The sequence below is a fragment of the bacterium genome (genome assembly GCA_030693325.1).
GTDB lineage: Bacteria > Patescibacteriota > Minisyncoccia > UBA6257 > MFKM01 > MFKM01.
In genome coordinates, this window is sequence record JAUYAV010000019.1 from 77234 (window position 1) to 97951 (window position 20718).

A 20718-nucleotide genomic window follows, 5' to 3' on the forward strand; every position below is an offset into this window, starting at 1 on the left:
ATGTCTAAAATCAGAGTTGGTGTTTTGAGAGGCGGCCCTTCGGCCGAGTATGAAATTTCTCTTTTGACCGGTGAAAATGTTTTAAAAAATATTCCTTCGGATAAATACGAAGCCATTGATATTTTAATTTCCAAAAATGGCCAATGGCCGGAAATGCCGGCTGTGGATGTAATTTTTAACGCTCTCCACGGCGAATATGGCGAAGACGGTCAGGCACAGACAGTTTTAGAAAAAATGGATTTGCCTTATACCGGCTCCGGGATTATTGCTTCGGCTTTGGCGATGGATAAATGGGCTTCGCAAAAATTATTCCGCCAAGCCGGATTAAAAACGCCGCCGGCAATAGAGATGGAAAAATTATTTTTAGATTCAATAGTTAAGCCTGAATTTGATTTACCTTGGGTAGTGAAACCGGCCGGCCGCGGTTCTTCGGTGGGGATTTCTTTGATTAATGACGAAAAAGAATTTCAGCCGGCTTTGGATAAGGCGTTTCAATACGATGATTTGGTTTTGACGGAGAAATTTATCAGAGGCAAAGAAATTACCTGCGGCATTCTGGAAAATTTTAACGGGGAAAAATATTTTGCCCTGCCGGTAGTGGAAATTGTTCCGCCGTCTGACAAAACTTTTTTTGATTCTCAATGTAAATATGACGGCACGAGCCAAGAAATTTGCCCCGGCCGGTTTGATGAAAAAACCGCTTTGGCGATTCAGGAGGCCGCTATTTCGGCTCATCAGGCGTTGGGTTGCCGCGATTATTCCCGGACTGATATGATTGTAGCTGAAAATGGCATTTATATTTTAGAAGTTAATACCCTCCCCGGGTTAACCAAGGAATCACTTTTTCCAAAAGCCGCGGCGGCCGCCGGTTGTTCCTTTGACCGATTATTAGAGCATCTGATAACATTAGCTTTAAAGAGAAAGGATATATAGTTTAGTTGGTTCTTTTAAAATATTGATGTTATAATGAACCAATGAACTACTATATTTATATAATAATTACAAGGTTCAATTATGGCACGATTTAAAGATCACGAAAAAGCGCTAAATTTAAGAAGGCAGGGAATGAGTTATAGCCAGATTAAGAAATTGCTGAAAGTAAGCAAGGGCACTTTGAGTGTTTGGCTAAGAGATTATCCTCTATCAAAACAAAGGATAAGGGAGCTAAGAGATTGGAATGAACAAAGAATTGAAAGGTGCAGAGAAACAAAACAAAGGAAGAAAGAAAAGAGACTTAAGGATGTTTATGAATTACAGGAAAAAATTCTTTTGCCCTTAAAAAGTAAAGAGATTTTTATGATGGGTCTAGGTCTTTATTGGGGAGAAGGCACTAAACATAGAGCAGGTTGTCTTTCTGTTTCAAATACCGACCCGTCTATTATTAGATTTTTTATTTGCTGGCTTAATAAGAGTTTAAATGTTTCTAGAAATAAAATGAAAGTAGCTCTGCAATTATATAGCGATATGAATATTGATAAAGAGATGCGGTATTGGTCAGAAACTTTAAAAATTCCCCTTCCTCAATTCGTAAAGCCGTATATTAAAAAAACTTCCAGTAAAAATATAAATCATAAAGGGGGCTTTGGACACGGAACTTGTAATTTAAGGACAAATAACACTTCACTTTCCGAGAAAATTATTATGGGATTGAAAGTAATTTCGGATAAATATGGTCAAAGGGGCGTGTAGCTCAGTGGTAGAGCGCTACTCTTATAAAGTAGAAGTCGCAGGTCCGATCCCTGCCACGCCCACAAAATTAAAAATTTTTTAGAGGTTGACATTAGAAATTCTTTTGCTAAGATAGGGTCTTTCACGCTCTTTAAAAACATATTGTTCTGCTTTTCGCTTTTAGCAGACGATTAAAATTAGGAAAGGGGGATATACGTTGTATCGGGGAAAGCGTTGTTTTAACAATTCTTACAAGAATCGGAGGGGGGAAATGTGTCATCAGCAAACGCTTACTAGGGGAAACAGCTCGGACGTTTCTTGCGGCCAGCCGGTATTTTTAGCCAAATTGATTCATTCTATCAGTCAGGCGGTAATTTTTGAGGTATGGTATTGCCCCTTGGGTAGAGGTTTGGTTGATTGGAAAAAAGGCGGGAAATGTACAGTATTAGGAATATATTTTGGAGATTTAGTTCGGGCTTTAGAATTCAGCAAAGATAAAGAATATGAATTTATCCGATGATTTCCCAAATAAAAATTTCTAAAAGCGAAAATCCCCGTCAGCGAATTTGCTGATGGGGATTTTTATTTAATACATCTGAATTGGTGGGGGAGTCGACCCCGTTAGAAGTCTTGAATAGAAAAAATTTATTAAATTTTTTCTACCTGGCGCCTGCCAGGGCTAATCTCAAACCATTATCAATTTACCTATTTTATAGCACATCGGCTCAGGGCAGACTTCTAACGGGGTTGACAAATTTAATGATTTTGGCATTATTAATCTATTGTTTTTGTTCTTTAAAATAATTAATAATTTTTCCTCTGGAATTTGTTTTCTAAACAAGGAAGGTTGGTAAATCAAGAAAGGAGGCAGGTTTGATAAAAAGGAGGTTGCCACGGAATAAGCGCTATACCAATCATCACAATAAGCACAAAAAGGGGGGGATATGTGCAGAAAAATCACAGAGCAAGGTCACTCAATCAGCCAGGCGCATGATTACGGTCCGGCCATCGGGACGGTACATTTTTTGAACATCAAGAAAGAACCCGAGATGCTTCAATCATGTTCCGGTTGCGGCTTGATCACCAAGTACAATATGTCTCTGGAGGAGTTGCTGGCCGATTTTACAAAGCGGGGCATTAAATTTAACTTTGTCCCTAGTAGAAAGGTTAATCTGAAGGTCGTGTCTAAAGAGCTCGTTTTAGCCTAGTCAAAAATAAAAAGGAGGAAAAAATTTTAAAGGCGGATCATCTTTTGACCCGCCTTTTTATTATTTGTCTGATTTTTTAATCTAATTTAAACTTTTTAAGTTGTAAGTTTTAATGGCGCCGGCGAGCGTGGAACGTCTGGTGGATTTCTTTGAGTTCTTTATTGGTTAAATGAGTATAAATCTGAGTAGTGGAAACATTGGCGTGCCCCAGCAGTTCCTGAACTGAACGCAAATCCGCGCCGTTAATCAGAAGGTCGGTGGCATAAAGATGGCGAATCATATGAGGCGTTACTCTTTCCTGGATTCCGGCTTTGCGGGCGTAGTAATCAATCAATCTTTGAACCGTCCGCGGGATAATCCGGCCGATGATTTTCGCCTGCCTGCCGGCAGGCAGGGTTCTTTGACGGCCGCTTAAGCTGATAAATAACGCTTCTTCGGTGTCGGCTTTTTTATCTCTTTTTTCCAGATAATTTTTAATCGCTTTTTTGGCGTCTGGAGAAAGAAAAACAATCCTCAATTTATCGCCCTTGCCCCTGATAGTGATTTCTCCCCGGTCAAAATTCAGATGACGATTGAGCGAGCAAAGTTCGGACAAACGCAGGCCGGTGGAAAAAAACATTTCCAAAATCGCTTTGTCCCGAAGGCCGCGCAGATCTATGCCGTCCGTTGATTTTAAAAGCCGTTCCAAATCCGAATAATCAATGATTTCAATTTGTCTTTGCGGTATTTTCGGCAGTTCAATTTTTTCCGGCGCCAAGACATTAAAATCTCTTTTGATTAAATATTTAAGAAAGTTCCGCAGAGCGATAATGTAGTAGGCCTGGGTATTTTTTTTAATGGGTTCGTCCCGCGGAGTTTTGGTCCGGGCTAAAACTAAACGGAAATCCCGGACCCGGTCAGCCGTGATGTCTTCTTCGGTTTTGATGCCGCCGGATTTGATAAAAATTTTGAGATAATGCTCGTAATTCACCCGGGTTTTCGGCGACCGGTTTTTTTCGATTTCCAGATAATTCAGGTAATCTTCCAAAAGCTTTTCAATAGCGACCATTGCCTAAATTATACTATCAATCTGTCGCAAAATGAAGTTTTTCAAACAGATATACATCTGTCTTAAAAACTTGCGCTCATTTTGCAACAGCACAGCCGTCGCAAAATGAGCTAATGCGGTATTTGACAAATTTATAGAAGTTTGCTATAATTACTTTAATAAAGAGTTAGTACATTAAAAACAAAATTAATAAGGGAGGAAATATGAGGGAAAAGACGGCAGTAACATTAGTAGTTCTGGCTGTTCTGTTCGTAGTTTTTCTTTGGGGAGGGGCTTTTTTGGGATATCGTAAAATCTGTTCCAATTATGCGAAAGCCATTCAGAAACCGTAAACGCATCAATTATAAAAAAGGAGAAAAAAATGAAAGAGAAATTGATTGCTATATTTGTTATTCTGTCTTTGGTTTTTGCTTTCGGATTTGTTTTAAACAATGCGTTAGGCCATTACGACCCGCCCACGAAAGTTAAATGGGTGGAATATACGGTATCTAAGGATACGTACTTGTCGCAAGTAGCGGGCGCGTTGAGCAATAAACTCGGAAAACACCCGGGTACGTTAGTGAAGGTTATGTATGAGAAAAATAATCTAAGCGATTATCATCTCAGCAAAGGAACTACGATTTTTATCCCCATCCCAATTTAAAATAATTTCCCCCCAGCAGTAAGCCGAGGCGAACTTTTATAGTTCTCCTCGGTTTTTTTATTGGAATTTAAAAAGGCAGATCCTCCGGCTTAATGTCATTTTCCGGAGGTAATGATATTTTTGAAGTTTTGGTCGTTATTTCTTTATTTACCTCTTTTTGAATTTGCTGAAATTCATTTTCAATTTCAGAAAGACGGGCTTTGCAGTCCTTAACAAGTTTCGCTCCTTCCTTGACCTTTTCCAGTCCGGCTTCAACGTCAACTTCTTCCTGATGCTCAAACCAGGATACGATTTCGTTCAACTTATTAAGCGATTTTTTTAAATTAAATTTTTCGTCAGCCATAATTTATTTATTCAAATTATTAATTGTTTTAACTTCTGAATCAAAATTGCCGTCTTCTATCCGGACATTGACCATCTGTCCTTTTTTAATCTGGTCTGTTTTTCTGACTAAATTCCCGTTCATACTGACAATACTATATCCTAATTTCAGCTGTCGCATGGGATTATGAGAAGCTATAAGTTTTTCGGATGAAGTAATCGCCAGGCCGGTATCCTTAATTAATAATATCATACGCTTGGGAATCGCCCTTGCGTATTCCGCGACATTTTTATTTATTTCCGAAATTCTCAATTTTATGGAAACAAACAATTGTTTTAAAATTTCTTCCGCTTTATTGAAATTATCAAAAATTATTTGGAAATTTGTTTTTACCACATCAAAAGATCCGGCTACTTTTAAATTCATGGCTGATAAAATGTTTTGGTAGCAACTGAAAATTTTTTCCTTATTTAATTCCAACCCGGCGATTGCTTCCTGCCACGGTTTATTTAACGCCTGGGCCGCCATTGAGGGGGTTGAAACCATTTTATCCGCGGCCAGGCCGATAAGACTTATGTCTTTTTCGTGCCCGACGCCCACAAGCACGGGAACCGGAAAATTAACGATTTCCCGCACCAGGGTTTCGTTATTAAACGGAAGCAGTGATTCCAAAGAGCCGCCACCGCGGATTAATACAAGCACTTCAATATCGCTGTTTTTGAGCGTTTGTACGGCATTAAGTAATTCCGGAACCGCAAGCTGGCCTTCTACGCGGGAATCTACGAATACAATCTTGAAACCAAACTGGCCAAGGTTCACCTGAAAATCGCCTATGGCCGCGCCGTCTTTTGACGTAATAAGCCCGATTTTTTGCGGCAATAGCGGGAGAGAACGCTTTCTGTCTTCTTTAAAAATTCCTTCCTTCTCAAGCCGCAACTTGAGTTCGTCATACGCTTTCTTGAGCTGTCCTTCCCCGACCAATTCAATTGTTTGAGTAGTTAAAGAAAGCCTGCCAAGCGGTTTATAAACACCCGGCGTTCCCGATACGATTATTTCAATTCCGATATCAAGCTTCACCCCGCTGACGGCATAATCGCGCTTCCACATAAAACAATTAAGGATTGCGGGATGGTCTTTATTCTTATCTTTTATTTTAAAAAATAAATAACTTCTGTCAGGATATATCTGCGCTTCCGTGACTTCTCCGATTATCCGAGCGTTAAAATTCGCCAGCCCGTCATTTATGGTATCCAGGTAATCATTGACAGATAAATAATTTTTAGTGTTCATCTAATAATAAGCAATTTTGAATCTATTTTTAAACGCCTCGCTTTAATTACCACCCCGCCGGCTTACAGGCTTCATCAACCACCTCTTCCAGGCCTTTGTCGTTGCCGAATATTTGGTCAAGAGTGTCCGTGTTCAAAGTCCCTTTAGGGAAATAACAGTCAAGATTCAGGGCATCGTTTAATTTTCTTTGGAAATGGCACTTTTCGTTTTCTATTCCCAGGATTGTTATCTCAATAGCCGTCGTGCCGTCAGTGCTTATCATTTTAGTGGTTACCGGCAGGCATCCGTTCATTCTGTTTATAAAACACCCCGGATCTGCCGCTTTGCCGCAATCAACCATTTTATTTTCGGTTGCGGGCGTTTGCGTTTTTTCGTCCGCGCCCTTATTCCCGGTTAAAAAGAATATACCCCCGCCGACAATGATTAAAACTAAAATAGCGATAATAATGTATAAACCTTTTTTGTTCGTCATACTATTATTTTAACAGATTAAGGCAAAAATTATTACTAAAACAAGCAAAACTATGCCCCCAAATATAGTTTTAACTATACGAACTCTTTGATACTAAATATTTTTATGCGGAGGCGACAGGATTCGAACCTGTGAAGGGTTTTAAGGCCCTTAACACATTAGCAGTGTGTTGCTTTCAGCCGCTCAGCCACGCCTCCAGATTTTTAAGAATAAAGAATTATGAAGCAAGAATCAAGTAGTAAGCGGTTGTTTTTATAGGTTTTATATGCTAATTTTTAATACATAACAATGATGGAAAACAACCAAAAAAATGAAAAACCTAGGCCGCCCATCGTAGTTGTGATGGGGCACGTTGACCACGGCAAAACCAGTTTGCTGGATTATATCCGCAAGACAAATGTCACGGCCAGAGAAGCCGGCGGCATCACCCAATCAGTCGGCGCTTACGAAATTGAGCATAACGCCAAAAAAATAACTTTTATTGACACGCCCGGTCACGAGGCCTTTTCCAAAATGCGCACCCGAGGCGCCCAGGCGGCGGATTTGGCAATTCTGGTGGTGGCTGGTGATGAAGGAGTGAAGCCCCAAACCAAAGAGGCTTTGAGCCAGATTCAGGCCGCCAAGCTTCCTTTCATAGTAGCCATTAATAAAATTGATAAGCCAGATATTAATTTGGAAAAAGTCAAAAACGAATTACTGACTGCCGGTATTCTGCTTGAAGGTTATGGCGGCGATGTTTCCTGGCAGGCGATTTCCGCCAAAACCGGCCAGGGCGTTCAGGAATTACTCGATTTAATTTTACTGGCCGCGGAAATGGAAAATTTAAAATACGACCCCCAGGTTCAGGCCAAAGGAATAATAGTGGAGGCCTTACGTGATAATCGTCGGGGCATAGTAGTCAGCGTTATTGTTGAAAATGGAACTTTGAAGTTGGGCGAAAATATCACCACGCCTACCGCCAGCGGCAAAATAAAATCTTTGAAAAATTTTTTGGGCGCGGATGTGAAATTTTTGGAGCCGAGCGCTCCGGCTTTGATTTTAGGCTTTGATTCTTTGCCGCAAATAGGGGAGGAATTTTTGACTGGAGAAATAAATTTCAATTTGATGGAAATGCCTTTGCCGGTGGCAAAAAAAGCGTTGGCGGCCAAAGGAGAAAATTCGGATAAAATCAAAGTTGTTTTAAAAGCGGATAACTCCGGCAGTTTGGAAGTGTTAAGCGATATCATTAAAGCCATTCCTTCAGCCAAGCCCGTTGTAATTTTAGGCCAAAGCGTGGGAAGGATTAATGAAGGAGATTTTAGACTGGCTGTCGGCAATCAAGCTTTGATTATCGGTTTTAAGACGAAATTAGATCCAACCGCCGATAGTTTGCAAAAACTTTCTCCGATAACAATCATCAGTTCGGATATTATTTACGAATTAGTGAAAAAATTTGAAGATTATCTGGATTCTTTCAGAGAGCCGGATGCCGTCGGCGAATTGGAGGTGTTGGCCGTTTTTGGGAAATCGGAAAAAAACTCGTCTGCCGGCAAGCAAGGCAAACAAACAGTTGGCGGAAAAATTATCAAGGGTTTAATAAAAAATCAGCAGAAATTTGAAGTTTGGCGAAACGAACAAAGTTTCGTCAAAGGCCGGATTTTGAATCTTCAGGAACAGAGAAAAGACGTTGCTGAAGCGGGGACGGGCAAGGAAGTTGGTCTTATGGTGGAGGCCGGTGATATAATAAAAGTCGGCGACAAGCTGAAATTTTTCGTCCAATAATATTTTATGAGAACTTATCGCGATTTGCGGGTAGCTAATTTAATCCAGGAGGAGTTGGGAAAAATAATTTTGAGAGAAATGGAATTTCCGGTTTCAACCCTGGTTACCATTACCAACGTGGAGGTTTTGAGGGATTTGAGTCAGGCGAAAATAAAACTGGGAGTCATTCCAGCAAGTGAAGCCCTGAAAGTTTTGGAAATTTTGAGCAGTTATCGGCCGCTACTTCAAGGAATGTTACTTAGAAAAATCAATATCAAACCGATGCCAAGGATTGAATTTTTGTTGGATAATAGCAATTAGTTTGAAATTAAAATATTATCAAGGCCTGGTTGCTAAGTGGTAAAGCAGAGGTCTGCAAAACCTCTATACGGGAGTTCGATTCTCCCCCAGGCCTCAAAATTGAAAATTGCCCGGGTGGCGGAATGGTATACGCGCAACACTTAAAATGTTGTGGCCTCAGGTCATGCGGGTTCGACTCCCGCCCCGGGCACAAATTTTATGAACCAAAACCAGTTTTTAGAATCTTATTCAAAATTTCTTCAGAAATTTTTGAAGCTACAAAAGCCGCCCCGCTTAGCGGGGCAATGGTCGCGCTTAGCGCGACCGCTCAAGGTGGTTTTTGACTGCTCTAACGGAGTGGCGGGTTTGGTTTTAAAAAAAATAAAGAGTCCTCTAAATTCAAAATTCATAATTTTAAATTCTGAGCCCGATGGCGATTTTCCAGCTCACGGGCCGAATCCGTCAAAACCCGGAGCCACAAAACAATTACAAGCCGCTGTTAAAAAACATAAAGCCGACTTGGGAATAATTTTTGACGCTGATGGCGATCGGATGCTTTGCGTTGATAACAAGAGCCGTTTTGTTGACCCCGAAGTTAGCGCCCGGCTTTTGATTTGGCATTTGAAACCCAAGAAAATAATTATTGATACGACAACCGGCTGGCTCGTCAAAAAACTAGCAACCTATAACCAAAAACTTATAACTTCCAAAGTCGGCCAATATTTTATCAAGCAAAAAATGCGGGCCGAGAACGCCGATTTCGGCGCCGAGCGTTCCGGACATTATTACTTCAGGGAATTTTTCGGTTTGGATTCCGGAATTTTGGCGGCGATTGAAGTCATTAATGCCGTTTCCGAATTACCTTACAAACTTTCAGATTTCGTTGATTTTTTGCCGCAATATTATCGTTCCGAAATAGATATCAGCGTCAATCAGCGTAATCAGCGTCAATCAGCGTTATTGTTAAAAAAAATAGAACAAACTTATAAAAACCAAGCCCTTAAAATTTCCCGTCTTGACGGCTTGACTATGGAATTCGCCGATTGGTGGTTTAATCTTCGTTTTTCCCAAACCGAACCGTTGTTGAGATTGAATATTGAGGCCTTAGAAAAATCTAAAGTTTAAAAGGAAATTTCTGAAAATAAGCCGGATTTTTACTTTGACAGAGGTCTTTTTTCGCTTATAATACAGGCAAATATTTAACATGTTTTATGGACCAGATTGTTTTTGATATTGAGACAAAAAATTCTTTTGCTGACGTTGGCGGCCAGGAAAATCTTAAAAAACTGGACGTTTCCGTAGTCGGCCTTTACTCATATAAAGATGACGCTTATTCCTGTTTTGACGAAACCGAATTGGAAAAAGTGAAAGAAGTTTTCAAACGGAGCGATTTGCTTATCGGTTTTGCCGTCAAACGTTTTGATTTGCCGGTTTTGGAAAAATATTTTTTTCCGAAAGGCGACTTTGATTTTTATAATATTTCCTGTTTTGATATTTTGGAAAAAATAGAGGCATCGCTGGGCCATCGGGTTAAGCTTGATGACTTGGCCAAAGCCAATTTAGGAATAGGCAAGACCGCCGTTGGTTTGGAAGCGATTGAATTTTACCGGAACGGAGAGATAGAAAAATTAAAGCAATATTGTCTTAATGACGTTAAAATAACCAAGGAACTTTACGAAATGTTGAAAAACCAGGGGCATCTTTGGATCCCCCAAAGATTTCCAGGAAAAATGGTAAAATGGGAATATCAGATTTAATTTTAAAATTGAAAATTTTAATTCAGTCAAATTATGAATAATTTCAATCGTTTCACCATAAAAGCCCAGGAGGCCTTACAAAACGCCCAGGATTTAGCCGGCCGTTTTAATCATGGGGAACTTAAAGCTCTTCATCTTTTGTCCAGTTTGATAAGCGAAGAACAGAGTTTAGTGAGGCCGATGATGGTCCGGGCTAATGTCAACTTGGCGGCTTTGGAAAAAAGCTTGGAAGAAAAACTGGCCCGTCTGCCAAAAATTTTTAGCGGCTCCAATGTCGGTCAGCTTTATCTTTCCCAGGAATCAATGCGGATTTTGGACCGCGCCGGCGAAATCGCCCGCCAGCAAAAAGATGAATTTATTTCCTGCGAGCATTTGCTTTTAGCGGTTTTAGATGTTCCCTCGGCGGCTCAATCACTATTGAGCGAATTTGGCGTTCACCGGGAAATGCTTTTGAGAGTTTTAGCCCAACTGCGCGGTTCGGTCAGAATTACCGACGAAACGCCGGAAACCAAATTTCAGGTTTTGGAAAAATATGCCGTCAATTTAACCGAGCAAGCCCGGCAGGGGAAGCTGGATCCGGTTATCGGCCGCGAAGAAGAATTGAGGCGGTTAATCCAGGTTCTATCCCGCCGCAAAAAAAACAATCCGGTGCTCATCGGCGAGTCCGGCGTGGGGAAAACCGCCGTCATTGAAGGTTTAGCTCAGAGGATTATCAAAGGCGAAGTCCCCGAAGGTTTGAAAAACAGGGAAATTATTATGTTGGATTTAGGGTCTCTAATCGCCGGCACCAAGTTTCGCGGCGAATTTGAAGATCGGCTCAAGGCGTTTATTCAGGAAATCAAAAATGCCAGCGGCCGCTATATTCTTTTTATAGATGAGATTCATATGATTGTCGGCGCCGGCGCAGCCGAAGGCGCGGTTGACGCTTCCAATCTTTTGAAACCCTCTTTGGCCCGGGGCGAACTTCACGCCATTGGCGCGACTACTATCAAGGAATATCAAAAATATATTGAACGGGACGCGGCTTTGGAACGCCGTTTCCAGCCGGTGATGGTTGAAGAACCGAGCTTGGAAGACAGCATCGCCATTCTCCGCGGGATTAAAGAAAAATATGAAATTCATCACGGAATTGAAATCAGCGATGAAGCTATTATTTCCGCCGTTAATCTTTCGGCCCGTTATATCACTGACAGATTTTTGCCGGATAAAGCTATTGATTTGATTGACGAAGCGGCGGCGGCCCGTCATTTGGAAACAGACAGCTTGCCGGCGGAAATTGACCTTTTGCGCCACGGCATCACCCGTTTGGAAATTGAGCAGAAATCCGCCAAACCGGCGCGCCAAAAAATTATTGTCAAAGAATTGAAAAAACTCAAAGCGGAAAATGACGATCTTTCCGGCCGCTGGCACGCGGAAAAAATTAATCTGGAAAATTTTCATAATCTTCGGCGCAAAATTGACGAATTGGAAAATTCGGCGGCGTTAGCCGAGAGAGAAGGCAACTTGGAAAGAGTGGCTCAGATTCGTTACGGAGAGTTGCCGGCCGCTAAGCAGGAATATCAAATTTTTGAGAAAAAATATTTTTCCAAAAAACATCAGGAAAAATTCATTAAAGAATACATTGATGCCGAAGACGTGGCGGCGGTGGTTTCGCGCTGGACAGGCATCCCCATTAACCGGATGCTGGAATCGGAAATGACCAAACTTTCCAGGATTGAAGAAGTGCTTTCCGAAAGAGTGGTCGGCCAGTCGGTCGCCATAGAAGCCGTGAGCCGGGCTTTGCGCCGCGCTCGAGCCGGCTTGTCTGATGAATTCAAGCCCCTGGGTTCTTTTATGTTTCTTGGGCCGACCGGTGTCGGGAAAACCGAACTGGCTAAAACTTTGTCTGAATTTATGTTTAACGACGAGAAGGCCCTGGTTCGGATTGATATGTCCGAATATATGGAACGGCATTCGGTCAGCCGGCTGATTGGTTCGCCGCCGGGTTATGTCGGCTATGAAGAAGGAGGCCAATTGACTGAAACCGTCCGCCACCGGCCTTACAGCCTGATTCTTTTTGACGAAATTGAGAAAGCCAATCCGGAGGTCTTCAATATTTTGCTTCAGATTTTGGATAACGGCCGCTTAACTGACGGCAAGGGAAAAATCGTCAACTTCAAGAATTGTATTATCATTTTGACTTCCAATGTTGGCAGTGAATTTTTCCGCCAGATGTCCTATTTGGGATTCAGTTCGGGCGGAGAAAACGAAACTAATTTAGAATCCCAGGAAGAAAATTTCCGGGATAAAGTCAAAGAATCATTGCGGCAAACTTTCAAACCCGAATTTCTCAACCGCCTGGACGAGGTTATTATTTTCAATTCGCTTCGCCAGAAAGATATTGCTAAAATTGTTGATATTCAGCTGGAACAAGTCAAAGAAAAATTAGCCGAACGCCGGATTAAACTGACCGTTGACCCTTCTCTTAAAAAATATCTGATTGACAATGGCTTTGATCCGGAATACGGCGCTCGGCCGATTAAGCGCTTGATTCAAAAAATTATTCTTGATAATCTGGCCGATAAAATTATTAAAGGTGATGTTAAAAATGGTCAAAAAATTAAACTCTCTTTTCGCCAGCAAGCTGTGGAAGTCAGTACTTCTTAAGAGTTCCCTTATCGGGTTCGGCTTGTTTGGAATCTATTTTTTTAATTTTTCCTTCTCGGCTTTTTTATTTTTTTCTTTTTTGATGGCCGGAATTTATTTCTCACAGCTGCCGGAAAGGGGCCAGTTCAGAATCTCTTTTTTGGTTTTGACTTTGACGGCGCTATTGGCCTTTTATTTTTTTGCCGATAGTTTTTATTTGGCGTTTTTCGGCTGTCTGATTTTCAGTTTTTTGTTTTATTTGCTTTTGGGGCTTACGGATTTTATTTTTGAGAATCGCCGGGCAGTCTATCTTTTTTTTAATACCTGTCTTTTTCTGGCCGTTTTTTCGCTTTTTTTCGGCGCCGACAAATCAAAACATTTTTTACTTATTAACGCCTTGCTCTTTTCGGCGATTTTTCTGCTCTTTAAAGAATGTTTCGGGTTTTTGCGGTCAGCCAGTCATCGCTTGCCTTTTATTGTTCATAATCCGCGATTCATTTCCCTGGTTTTCTCTTTTTTGGGACTGGAATTGTTTTGGGCTATCAACCTTTTGCCTATCGGGTTCATTAATTCAGCTATCCTTTTAACGCTTTTTGTTTTTTTAATGCGCGATTTTGTCCTGATTTATTTTTCCGGACGCCTCAACCGGCGATTTTTTGCCAATCACTTTTTAATTTTTATTATTTTGGTTATTTTTATTTTTGCTAATTCAAAGTGGAGCATATAAGTTAAATTTTAAATTGAGAATTTAAAATTGTTAATGTATAATATAAGTAATGCCTAAGAATTTTTTTCAGCCCAAAAAACATACGCAATCAGTTTCCGATATTATTCCGACTCCAAGGCCGAAAAATGAAGCGAGACCGAAAGAGAGAGAAGTAAATAATGAAATTGAAGTTGAGCAGGAGATTATTACGGTAGCCAGGGATTCTTATCAGTATCAGGAAATTCCGGACCAGGGAAACCTCCCGACAAAAAGCAAGCTTCCCAGATGGCCATTTGCTTTGATTTTATCAACCGCCATTTTAGCAGGCTTGTTTTATCTTGGTTGGAAAGTTTTGCCGCGATTGGAAATCAAGGTTTCTGTCAGAAAATATCCGGCGGCTTTTAACGAAGCCATTGATGCCAGCAAAAATTTTACTTCCAGTCAAACTAACGCAAGTTCAACTCCGATTAAACTGCCGGCCGAATTATTTTCCGCCAGCAGCACTTTGCCGATGTTTTTTCCGGCCTCTGGTAAAGAGCAAGTCTCAAACAAAGCTCAAGGCAAAATCACTATTTATAACAGTTATAGTTCTGACCCCCAAAATTTAGTGATCAACACCCGTTTTCTAACGCCGGATAATAAAATTTTTCATTTGAGTAAAGCTGTTACCGTTCCGGGCGCCAAAATTCAGGAGGGGAAAATTATTCCTTCTTCCATTGAAACCAATGTTGTCGCGGACCAAGCCGGGAAAGACTATAATATTGAGCCGGTGGTTAAATTCACCATCCCCGGGTTTAAAGGTTCTCCAAAATATGAGGGCTTTTACGCCAGTTCAGTCCAGCCGATGACCGGCGGTTATGTCGGCGAGATTGCGGTTCCGACAGACAAAGACATCAGCGATGCGAAAGCTAAAATCAGACAGACCCTGGAGTATAGTTTAAAAATAAATATTTTTTCTCAAATTCCCAAAGATTTCAAAATTATTGACGGTTCTTCGGATTTTGAAATTTTAAAGGAAACCATTGGAAAGGTGGATATAAACAATAACAATAATTTCAGCATTGTTCTCCAGGCCCAGATGAAGGTAATCACTTTTAAGGAAAAAGATTTGAAAGATATTTTAACTATAAAATCTTTATCCAAATTAGCCGCCGGGGATTACGAAGTGGCGGACTTTAATATTGAATACGGGGTTCCGCGTTCGGATTTTAATAAAGGAGAAATGTCTTTTCCCGTCAAAGGCCAGATAATATTTAAGAGAAAAATTGACATTAATAATCTTCGCCAGCAGATTTTGGGCAAAAATGATCTCGCCCTTAAAACCTTATTCCTCAATTTGCCCGATATAATTGAGAAAGCCGAGTTTTCTTTCTGGCCCAGATACGTCAAAACAGCGCCTAATAAAATTAATAAGACAAAAATTATTCTTCAATAATTCTGGTTAAGAATGACTTTTAGAAATTGATTGTCTTTAAGAAAATAAAGATTATTTTCTTTATCAAAAGCGAAGCTTTCAATATTTTCCCCTAAAACCCACCAGTTGGCCGGCGGTCGGCTATCTACTTCGGCGGCTATTATTTTGTCGGAATAATTTATAATCAAGTGGCCAAGAATTTTAGGCAGCCAATCAAAATCAAGCGGCTTGCTGTTTATTGAAAGATTGAGTTTGAATTTTTCGCCTGCGGTTATTTTGAAATCCTGATGATAATCTTCCAAAAAAATAATTTCTATTTCTCCATCCCTGGTGAGCGCGGCTATTTTTTTGCTGTCGGGCGAAAATTTAAAATCCTTAATTCCCTCTTCTTTATCAGCATCAATAATCTGTTTTAATTCTTTTTGTGTTCGGTTGTAAACAAACAAATTTCCTTTATTGTCCAGAAGGGCGATCCGGATGTTTGATTTTGAGAAAGCGATTTTTTCCGTTTCATTCAGGAGTTTGAAGGGGATTTTTTCGGTGATTTTACGGGAATCCAGATTATAAATTTGGAGATTATCTTGCCAGTCAAAAAAGGCGATTTCGGAATTACTGATGACCAGAGCTTTCACGGGATTAAGAGTTAAAATTTCCAAAGAAAAATTTTGGCGGTCTAAAATATAGACGGCTTTTTGAGTAGTAATGATGGATTTTGAAGTATTAAAAGGATAGGAAATTATTTGAGTTACCGGAACTTCGCCGGGCATTTTCAGCTGTTTTTGTTTCAAAGAATTGAATATTTTTTTAATTTCCTCTTTTTTATTTTCGGTAAGCCAGAATTTTTCCGCTTCTGGCCGGCTGACTGTTTCAGTGGGAATTTTTTTTGGAAAAAGAAAAATTTTGCTGGCGCCGGAAATAAGTCCGGCTTCAACCGTTAAGCTTTTTTTCCAGGAGCCGAAATTTTCTTTCAAAATTTCAATCTGATAATTGCCCGGTAAAAGTCCTTTGATTAATTCACTGCCGCCGTTGCCGAACATATCGCGTTTCGGGCTGTAGGATTTGCCGTTGATTTTTATCTGGGCGTCAGCCGGCCAGATTTTTAAAAAAACGGCGCCGGTTTTTTTAAAAGTAAAAAAATCGTTGGCAGTCGGATTGAGCGACCAGCCGAAAGAATAAAAAAGAAACCCGCCGGCGGCCAGAAAAAACCCCAGAACCAGGCAATAAAGAATCAATTTCCTTGTTTTTTTAGTCATAAGTTCTTATTATTATACTATAAAAATGGAACACTTCATTATTAAAGGCGGCCGCTCTTTGGCCGGAGAAATAGAAGTCAGCGGTTCTAAAAACGCTTTTTTGCCGATTTTAGCCGCCACTCTTTTAACAACCGAACCCTGCCGGATAGAAAATATCCCTTTAATCCAAGACGGGGAAAACGCTTTGATTATTCTTCAGGGCTTGGGAGTAAAAATAAATCGCCAGGGCAAAAAAGTTTTGATTGATTCCTCGGGCTTAAATTCTTTTATGCCGTCCGCGGAAATTGTCAGAAAATTCCGCGGTTCAATTTTACTGGCCGGCGCTTTATTGGGCCGCTTTGGAAAAGTGGTAATGCCTTATCCCGGCGGCGATATCATCGGTAGCCGGCCGCTTGATGTTCATTTGGAAGCCTTCAGGGCTTTGGGGGCTGAGATTAGCGAGACCCAGGAGCATTTTTTGAAAATTGAAGTGCCTAAATTAATCGGGGCAAAAATTACGCTTTCCGAAATCAGCGTCACTGCTACCGAAAACGCCCTTTTAGCCGGCGTTTTGGCCGAGGGAGAAACCATTATCAAATTAGCCGCCACCGAGCCTCACGTTCAGGATTTGGCGAATTTTTTGAATAAAATGGGCGCTAAAATTGAAGGCGCGGGCACTAATACGATTCGCATCCGGGGCGTAAAAAAACTTCACGGTGCCGAGCACGCCATTATTCCGGATTCAGACGAAGCGATGGGGTTGGCGGTTTTAGCCGCCGCCACCCGCAGTGATGTTTTGATAAAAAAAATAGAACCGGAATTTTTAGATTCCGGTTTGCAGAAACTGAAAGCGATGGCGGTCAATTTTGAATTGGGCCAAGATTGGCTTCATATAAAAAAACCAATCGGGCTTTATCAATCTTCAAAAATTCAATCCGGTCTTTATCCGAAATTAATGACCGACCAGATTCCGCCATTGGCGGTTTTAGCCACCCAGGCCTCGGGTGTCAGTTTGATTCACGAATGGATGTATGAAAGCCGTTTGGGTTATGTTAATGAATTGATAAAAATGGGGGCGAACGCGGTTCTTTTAGATCCGCATCGGGCTCTGATAATCGGGCCGACTCCTTTGCGCGGTAACGAAATAAAAGCCCTGGATGTGCGCTCTGGAATGACTATGATTATCGCCGCTTTGGTGGCGGAAGGGGAATCAGTTTTAAACGAGGCGTTCCACATTGATAGGGGTTATGAAAAAATTGAAGAGCGGCTCCAAAAACTGGGAGCGGATATCGTGAGAAAAACTGCTTAATTTTTTTCCAGCCAAATCTTTCCCTCATTCATGCGCCCCTCAGAGAATAAGAAGGATTTTCGCAATTGCCTTTCAGAACCAGAATAATTTTGCTCCAGCGGCAAAATTTTCTTTGCCCTCGGCGTCCAAACTCCGCTTTGGCGGAGACCAATCTTTGGACGCCTGCGGGATATTCTTCAAGGCAATTGCGAAAGTCTTAGCCTCTCACTATTTGACCTCTTGGTTTATTTATTTTATGCTGACTTTAAATGATTACTCGCAAACTCGGCATTGATTTAGGAACAACCAATACTTTGGTTTTTGTTCCGGGCAAGGGATTGGTGATTAACGAGCCCACGGTGGTGGCTTTAAGTAAGCCGTCCAACGCCGTGCTGGCGGTCGGCTTGGAAGCGAAAGAAATGGTAGGCCGGACGCCTGGCGATATCGTCACTTATCGGCCGTTGAAAGACGGCGTGATTGCCGAATATTACATCACCAAAACGATGCTGGAATATTTTATTTCCAAAGCCATCGGCCGTTTTAATATTTTCAAACCTGAAGTGGTCATCTCGGTTGCCGCCGGCATTACTTCAACCGAAAAACGGGCGGTGATGAACGCCGCGCGCGAAGCCGGCGCCAAGGAAGTTTATTTGGTTAAAGAACCTCTTTTAGCCGCGTTAGGGGCCAATATTCCGATAAATTCTTCTTCAGGAAATATGATTATCAATCTGGGCGGCGGCACAACCGAAACGGCGGTTATCTCTTTGGGCGGCATCGTGACTTGGGCCAGCCGCCGGGTGGCGGGCAATCATTTTGACCAGGCCATTATGGATTACATTAAAAAGAAATATGCTTTAGCCATCGGAGAATCCACCGCGGAAACCATTAAAATTGAAATCGGATCCGCCCTGACCAACCCCGTTAAATTGACTATGCAAATCCGGGGCCGCGATCTGATTACCGGTTTGCCCAAAGATTTAACTATTAATTCCAACGAAATCGTTGAAGCTATCAACCCCCATCTTGATGATATTGTTGATTCAGTGCAGGCAGTTTTCAATGAGACACCCCCGGAATTGGTGGCTGATATTATGGAAAAAGGGATTATTGTTTCCGGCGGAACGGCTCAGCTCCGGAATATTGATGAATTTTTCCGAAGAAACCTGGGAGTAGCCACGTATATTGCCGAAGATCCTTTTTATTGCGTGGCTAAGGGAACGTCAGTAATTTTAGAGCATCTGGATATTTATAAAAGAACACTGCTTTCTAAACTTTAATGCTGTACGGCCTGGAAGACAAAATTGAATTATTTAAAAGATTAATCAAAGAGAATAATTTACGGCAGTCCTATTTATTTTTTGGCGAACCGCAAATCGGCAAGTTCACTTTCGCCGGCGCTTTGGTAAATTTTTTGGAAAATGGCGAATTTGTTTCGCCGACTGGCGCCCGCCCGCTGATTGACGCTAAATTTTTTACGCCTGACGAATCCGGTTCCATCGGCATTGACGCTGTCCGGGAATTAAAAAAATTTCTTTATCAGCGGCCGGTTGTTTCTGCCTACCGGAGCGCGGTTTTTGATTCGGCTGAATCTTTAACTCCCGAAGCCCAGAACGCTTTATTGAAAATTATTGAAGAGCCGCCTCAATCTTCTTTGATTATTTTTATCGCCGCCGAGACCTCGGCTTTTCCTCCGACCCTGGCCTCAAGGTTCGTCAAAGTTTATTTTCCGCGGCTTAAACAAAAATCAATTGAAAAATATTTGAAAGAAAAATTAAAGATTGATGCAAGCCGGGCGGCTTTGACAGCCGGGCAATCTTTCGGCAGAATTGGGAGAGCAATTCAATCGCTTCAAACACCATCTTCAAAAACTGATTCCGAACCGGAATCCCTTTCAAAATATCTTGAAAAATTAATTTTGTCCTTGCGCAAAAATATTTTGAAAAATTCATCAAAATTAAACTGGCTTTTAGAAAGAGAAGAATTGGTGAAGAGATATAATTTGAATCCAAAATTGCAATATAAAGCTATTCAACAGATAATAAATCATGAATAAAGCATTCCCTGTAATAATTTGCGTAGCGACTCTTGGAATTGTCTTATACACATTGCCACAATTCACGGCTTTTTTCGGTTTTGATTCTCTTATTCAAACCAAGCTTTCGCCGATAGTTTTTGTTTCCAATGATAACGGGAAAAATTTTAATCAAACTTATTGGGCTGGAAATTTTACTCCGACGGTTTATGATTTTGAAACCGACGGGCAAAATTTTTCTTTCGCTTATGCCGCCACCGACCAGGGGCTTTTTATGAGTCGCGACGAGGGCAATCATTGGTATTCCTATTCTGATTTGGAGGGTCAATTAACCAAAGCCGCGGTCTATCAGATACAGCAAGCCGTTGCCAAACCAGACCGGTTTTTTATTTCTCTTTTCAAAAACGGCCAAGGGGGAATTTATCAAACCGACGACCGTTTCTTCACTCTGAAAAAAATTTTTGACACCAAAGAAGCGGTGGCTTATAAATTAACTTCTTCCGGCGACAATCTTTATTTCGGGCTTTCCGATGGCAGAGTAATCAGCTATTCCTTAAATGATTCAGGATTCAGATTATTGGCCGCTTTAGGGTCGCCGATTACCGATGTGGTTGTAAATGGCTCCACTACAATTTATGCGGCCACCAGAGCTAAAGAAATTTGGAAAGGCAGTGTTTCGGGAAACGATTTCGCCCTTTTGCGCGAACAACAACCAAGCCAGTCGGCTTATACCGCTTCTTTGCTTGGAGCTAATTTAACGACCGTTGTCGCCAAAAATCCCATCAAAACCATTTTGCCGGACAGTCAAGGTAATATTTATTTAGCCGCGGCTGACAAGCTTTATAAGAGCGTCAATTCCGGCAAGAACTGGCAGCTGATTTTAGACGTGCCCAACCGTCAGATTTCTTCTCTTAACCTGGGAAGTAATGGCCGGATTATAGTAGGCACCGGAGACGGAAATAGTTTATAATAA

General features: G+C 41.2%; 21 protein-coding genes and 4 tRNA genes. 19 read left to right on the forward strand and 6 right to left on the reverse strand.

What is annotated here, in order from left to right:
- From Q8N22_02420 to Q8N22_02440, 5 genes are all read left to right on the forward strand, one after another.
- Positions 1 to 933 (forward strand): D-alanine--D-alanine ligase, encoded by a 933-nt coding sequence (locus Q8N22_02420; GenBank protein ID MDP3052786.1) that lies wholly within the window; start codon positions 1 to 3, stop codon positions 931 to 933.
- A gap of 81 nt (positions 934 to 1014) precedes the next feature.
- Positions 1015 to 1689 carry a helix-turn-helix domain-containing protein gene (locus Q8N22_02425; GenBank protein ID MDP3052787.1) on the forward strand — a complete coding sequence of 225 codons (675 nt, stop codon included), beginning with the start codon at positions 1015 to 1017 and terminating at the stop codon, positions 1687 to 1689.
- Positions 1680 to 1751, forward strand: a tRNA-Ile gene (locus Q8N22_02430). Before Q8N22_02425 ends, Q8N22_02430 begins: the two co-directional genes overlap by 10 nt.
- 188 nt (positions 1752 to 1939) lie before the next feature.
- Positions 1940 to 2188: a hypothetical protein gene (locus Q8N22_02435; GenBank protein MDP3052788.1), complete on the forward strand. Its 249-nt coding sequence runs from the start codon at positions 1940 to 1942 to the stop codon at positions 2186 to 2188.
- A gap of 424 nt (positions 2189 to 2612) precedes the next feature.
- A complete protein-coding gene (locus Q8N22_02440; GenBank protein ID MDP3052789.1) occupies positions 2613 to 2876 on the forward strand; it encodes a hypothetical protein in 264 nt (87 codons plus the stop codon).
- 109 nt (positions 2877 to 2985) lie between these two features.
- On the opposite strand, the gene Q8N22_02445 is transcribed toward Q8N22_02440, so the two are convergent.
- A complete protein-coding gene (locus tag Q8N22_02445; GenBank protein MDP3052790.1) occupies positions 2986 to 3924 on the reverse strand; it encodes a tyrosine-type recombinase/integrase in 939 nt (312 codons plus the stop codon).
- Between the two features lie 361 nt (positions 3925 to 4285).
- Between Q8N22_02445 and Q8N22_02450 the strand changes: the two genes are divergently transcribed.
- Positions 4286 to 4567 carry a hypothetical protein gene (locus Q8N22_02450; GenBank protein ID MDP3052791.1) on the forward strand — a complete coding sequence of 94 codons (282 nt, stop codon included), beginning with the start codon at positions 4286 to 4288 and terminating at the stop codon, positions 4565 to 4567.
- A 67-nt stretch (positions 4568 to 4634) separates the two neighbouring features.
- On the opposite strand, the gene Q8N22_02455 is transcribed toward Q8N22_02450, so the two are convergent.
- From Q8N22_02455 to Q8N22_02470, 4 genes are all read right to left on the reverse strand, one after another.
- Positions 4635 to 4910 (reverse strand): exodeoxyribonuclease VII small subunit, encoded by a 276-nt coding sequence (locus tag Q8N22_02455; protein ID MDP3052792.1) that lies wholly within the window; start codon positions 4908 to 4910, stop codon positions 4635 to 4637.
- A gap of 3 nt (positions 4911 to 4913) precedes the next feature.
- On the reverse strand, positions 4914 to 6179 hold the full coding sequence (gene xseA, locus Q8N22_02460) for an exodeoxyribonuclease VII large subunit (protein MDP3052793.1): 1266 nt from the start codon (positions 6177 to 6179) through the stop codon (positions 4914 to 4916).
- Positions 6180 to 6225: 46 nt separating this feature from the next.
- Entirely contained in the window at positions 6226 to 6651 is a 426-nt protein-coding gene (locus Q8N22_02465) for a hypothetical protein (GenBank protein ID MDP3052794.1), read from the reverse strand.
- A gap of 108 nt (positions 6652 to 6759) precedes the next feature.
- Positions 6760 to 6848: transfer RNA gene (locus Q8N22_02470), tRNA-Ser, on the reverse strand.
- Positions 6849 to 6939: 91 nt separating this feature from the next.
- On the opposite strand from Q8N22_02470, the gene infB reads away from it, so the two are divergent.
- The 9 genes from infB (at position 6940) to Q8N22_02515 (ending at position 15214) form a co-directional block, all read left to right on the forward strand.
- Positions 6940 to 8412 carry a translation initiation factor IF-2 gene (gene infB / locus Q8N22_02475; protein ID MDP3052795.1) on the forward strand — a complete coding sequence of 491 codons (1473 nt, stop codon included), beginning with the start codon at positions 6940 to 6942 and terminating at the stop codon, positions 8410 to 8412.
- Positions 8413 to 8418: 6 nt separating this feature from the next.
- Positions 8419 to 8712 carry a 30S ribosome-binding factor RbfA gene (rbfA, locus tag Q8N22_02480; protein ID MDP3052796.1) on the forward strand — a complete coding sequence of 98 codons (294 nt, stop codon included), beginning with the start codon at positions 8419 to 8421 and terminating at the stop codon, positions 8710 to 8712.
- Positions 8713 to 8734: 22 nt separating this feature from the next.
- Positions 8735 to 8806 (forward strand) — tRNA-Cys (locus Q8N22_02485).
- A gap of 14 nt (positions 8807 to 8820) precedes the next feature.
- Positions 8821 to 8902: transfer RNA gene (locus tag Q8N22_02490), tRNA-Leu, on the forward strand.
- A gap of 8 nt (positions 8903 to 8910) precedes the next feature.
- Positions 8911 to 9816 carry a hypothetical protein gene (locus tag Q8N22_02495; GenBank protein ID MDP3052797.1) on the forward strand — a complete coding sequence of 302 codons (906 nt, stop codon included), beginning with the start codon at positions 8911 to 8913 and terminating at the stop codon, positions 9814 to 9816.
- A gap of 86 nt (positions 9817 to 9902) precedes the next feature.
- Entirely contained in the window at positions 9903 to 10448 is a 546-nt protein-coding gene (locus tag Q8N22_02500; GenBank protein ID MDP3052798.1) for a ribonuclease H-like domain-containing protein, read from the forward strand.
- 33 nt (positions 10449 to 10481) lie between these two features.
- Entirely contained in the window at positions 10482 to 13094 is a 2613-nt protein-coding gene (locus Q8N22_02505) for an AAA family ATPase (GenBank protein ID MDP3052799.1), read from the forward strand.
- Positions 13036 to 13800, forward strand: coding sequence for a hypothetical protein (locus Q8N22_02510; protein ID MDP3052800.1), 765 nt, complete (start codon positions 13036 to 13038; stop codon positions 13798 to 13800). Before Q8N22_02505 ends, Q8N22_02510 begins: the two co-directional genes overlap by 59 nt.
- Positions 13801 to 13849: 49 nt before the next feature.
- A complete protein-coding gene (locus tag Q8N22_02515; protein ID MDP3052801.1) occupies positions 13850 to 15214 on the forward strand; it encodes a hypothetical protein in 1365 nt (454 codons plus the stop codon).
- Here the strand turns inward: Q8N22_02515 and Q8N22_02520 are convergent.
- Positions 15208 to 16446, reverse strand: coding sequence for a hypothetical protein (locus Q8N22_02520; protein MDP3052802.1), 1239 nt, complete (start codon positions 16444 to 16446; stop codon positions 15208 to 15210). The genes Q8N22_02515 and Q8N22_02520 overlap by 7 nt on opposite strands.
- Positions 16447 to 16471: 25 nt before the next feature.
- On the opposite strand from Q8N22_02520, the gene murA reads away from it, so the two are divergent.
- The 4 genes from murA to Q8N22_02540 all read left to right on the forward strand — a co-directional run bounded on the left by murA (position 16472) and on the right by Q8N22_02540 (position 20715).
- Complete coding sequence (gene murA, locus Q8N22_02525) at positions 16472 to 17734, forward strand: UDP-N-acetylglucosamine 1-carboxyvinyltransferase (GenBank protein ID MDP3052803.1); 1263 nt, start codon at positions 16472 to 16474, stop codon at positions 17732 to 17734.
- 248 nt (positions 17735 to 17982) lie between these two features.
- Positions 17983 to 18990, forward strand: a complete 1008-nt coding sequence (locus Q8N22_02530; GenBank protein MDP3052804.1) for a rod shape-determining protein — start codon at positions 17983 to 17985, stop codon at positions 18988 to 18990.
- Entirely contained in the window at positions 18990 to 19766 is a 777-nt protein-coding gene (locus Q8N22_02535) for a hypothetical protein (protein MDP3052805.1), read from the forward strand. The genes Q8N22_02530 and Q8N22_02535 overlap by 1 nt, the downstream gene beginning before the upstream one ends.
- Positions 19759 to 20715, forward strand: coding sequence for a hypothetical protein (locus Q8N22_02540; protein MDP3052806.1), 957 nt, complete (start codon positions 19759 to 19761; stop codon positions 20713 to 20715). The genes Q8N22_02535 and Q8N22_02540 overlap by 8 nt, the downstream gene beginning before the upstream one ends.
- Positions 20716 to 20718 lie beyond the last annotated feature (3 nt).

Bases quoted from the DNA above. Each gene is read 5' to 3' on its own strand.
- Q8N22_02420 (MDP3052786.1), top strand. From the start codon at position 1: ATGTCTAAAATCAGAGTTGGTGTTTTGAGAGGCGGCCCTTCGGCCGAG.
- Q8N22_02425 (MDP3052787.1), top strand. From the start codon at position 1,015: ATGGCACGATTTAAAGATCACGAAAAAGCGCTAAATTTAAGAAGGCAG.
- Q8N22_02435 (MDP3052788.1), top strand. From the start codon at position 1,940: ATGTGTCATCAGCAAACGCTTACTAGGGGAAACAGCTCGGACGTTTCT.
- Q8N22_02440 (MDP3052789.1), top strand. From the start codon at position 2,613: ATGTGCAGAAAAATCACAGAGCAAGGTCACTCAATCAGCCAGGCGCAT.
- Q8N22_02445 (MDP3052790.1), bottom strand. From the start codon at position 3,924: ATGGTCGCTATTGAAAAGCTTTTGGAAGATTACCTGAATTATCTGGAA.
- Q8N22_02450 (MDP3052791.1), top strand. From the start codon at position 4,286: ATGAAAGAGAAATTGATTGCTATATTTGTTATTCTGTCTTTGGTTTTT.
- Q8N22_02455 (MDP3052792.1), bottom strand. From the start codon at position 4,910: ATGGCTGACGAAAAATTTAATTTAAAAAAATCGCTTAATAAGTTGAAC.
- xseA (MDP3052793.1), bottom strand. From the start codon at position 6,179: ATGAACACTAAAAATTATTTATCTGTCAATGATTACCTGGATACCATA.
- Q8N22_02465 (MDP3052794.1), bottom strand. From the start codon at position 6,651: ATGACGAACAAAAAAGGTTTATACATTATTATCGCTATTTTAGTTTTA.
- infB (MDP3052795.1), top strand. From the start codon at position 6,940: ATGATGGAAAACAACCAAAAAAATGAAAAACCTAGGCCGCCCATCGTA.
- rbfA (MDP3052796.1), top strand. From the start codon at position 8,419: ATGAGAACTTATCGCGATTTGCGGGTAGCTAATTTAATCCAGGAGGAG.
- Q8N22_02495 (MDP3052797.1), top strand. From the start codon at position 8,911: ATGAACCAAAACCAGTTTTTAGAATCTTATTCAAAATTTCTTCAGAAA.
- Q8N22_02500 (MDP3052798.1), top strand. From the start codon at position 9,903: ATGGACCAGATTGTTTTTGATATTGAGACAAAAAATTCTTTTGCTGAC.
- Q8N22_02505 (MDP3052799.1), top strand. From the start codon at position 10,482: ATGAATAATTTCAATCGTTTCACCATAAAAGCCCAGGAGGCCTTACAA.
- Q8N22_02510 (MDP3052800.1), top strand. From the start codon at position 13,036: ATGGTCAAAAAATTAAACTCTCTTTTCGCCAGCAAGCTGTGGAAGTCA.
- Q8N22_02515 (MDP3052801.1), top strand. From the start codon at position 13,850: ATGCCTAAGAATTTTTTTCAGCCCAAAAAACATACGCAATCAGTTTCC.
- Q8N22_02520 (MDP3052802.1), bottom strand. From the start codon at position 16,446: ATGACTAAAAAAACAAGGAAATTGATTCTTTATTGCCTGGTTCTGGGG.
- murA (MDP3052803.1), top strand. From the start codon at position 16,472: ATGGAACACTTCATTATTAAAGGCGGCCGCTCTTTGGCCGGAGAAATA.
- Q8N22_02530 (MDP3052804.1), top strand. From the start codon at position 17,983: ATGATTACTCGCAAACTCGGCATTGATTTAGGAACAACCAATACTTTG.
- Q8N22_02535 (MDP3052805.1), top strand. From the start codon at position 18,990: ATGCTGTACGGCCTGGAAGACAAAATTGAATTATTTAAAAGATTAATC.
- Q8N22_02540 (MDP3052806.1), top strand. From the start codon at position 19,759: ATGAATAAAGCATTCCCTGTAATAATTTGCGTAGCGACTCTTGGAATT.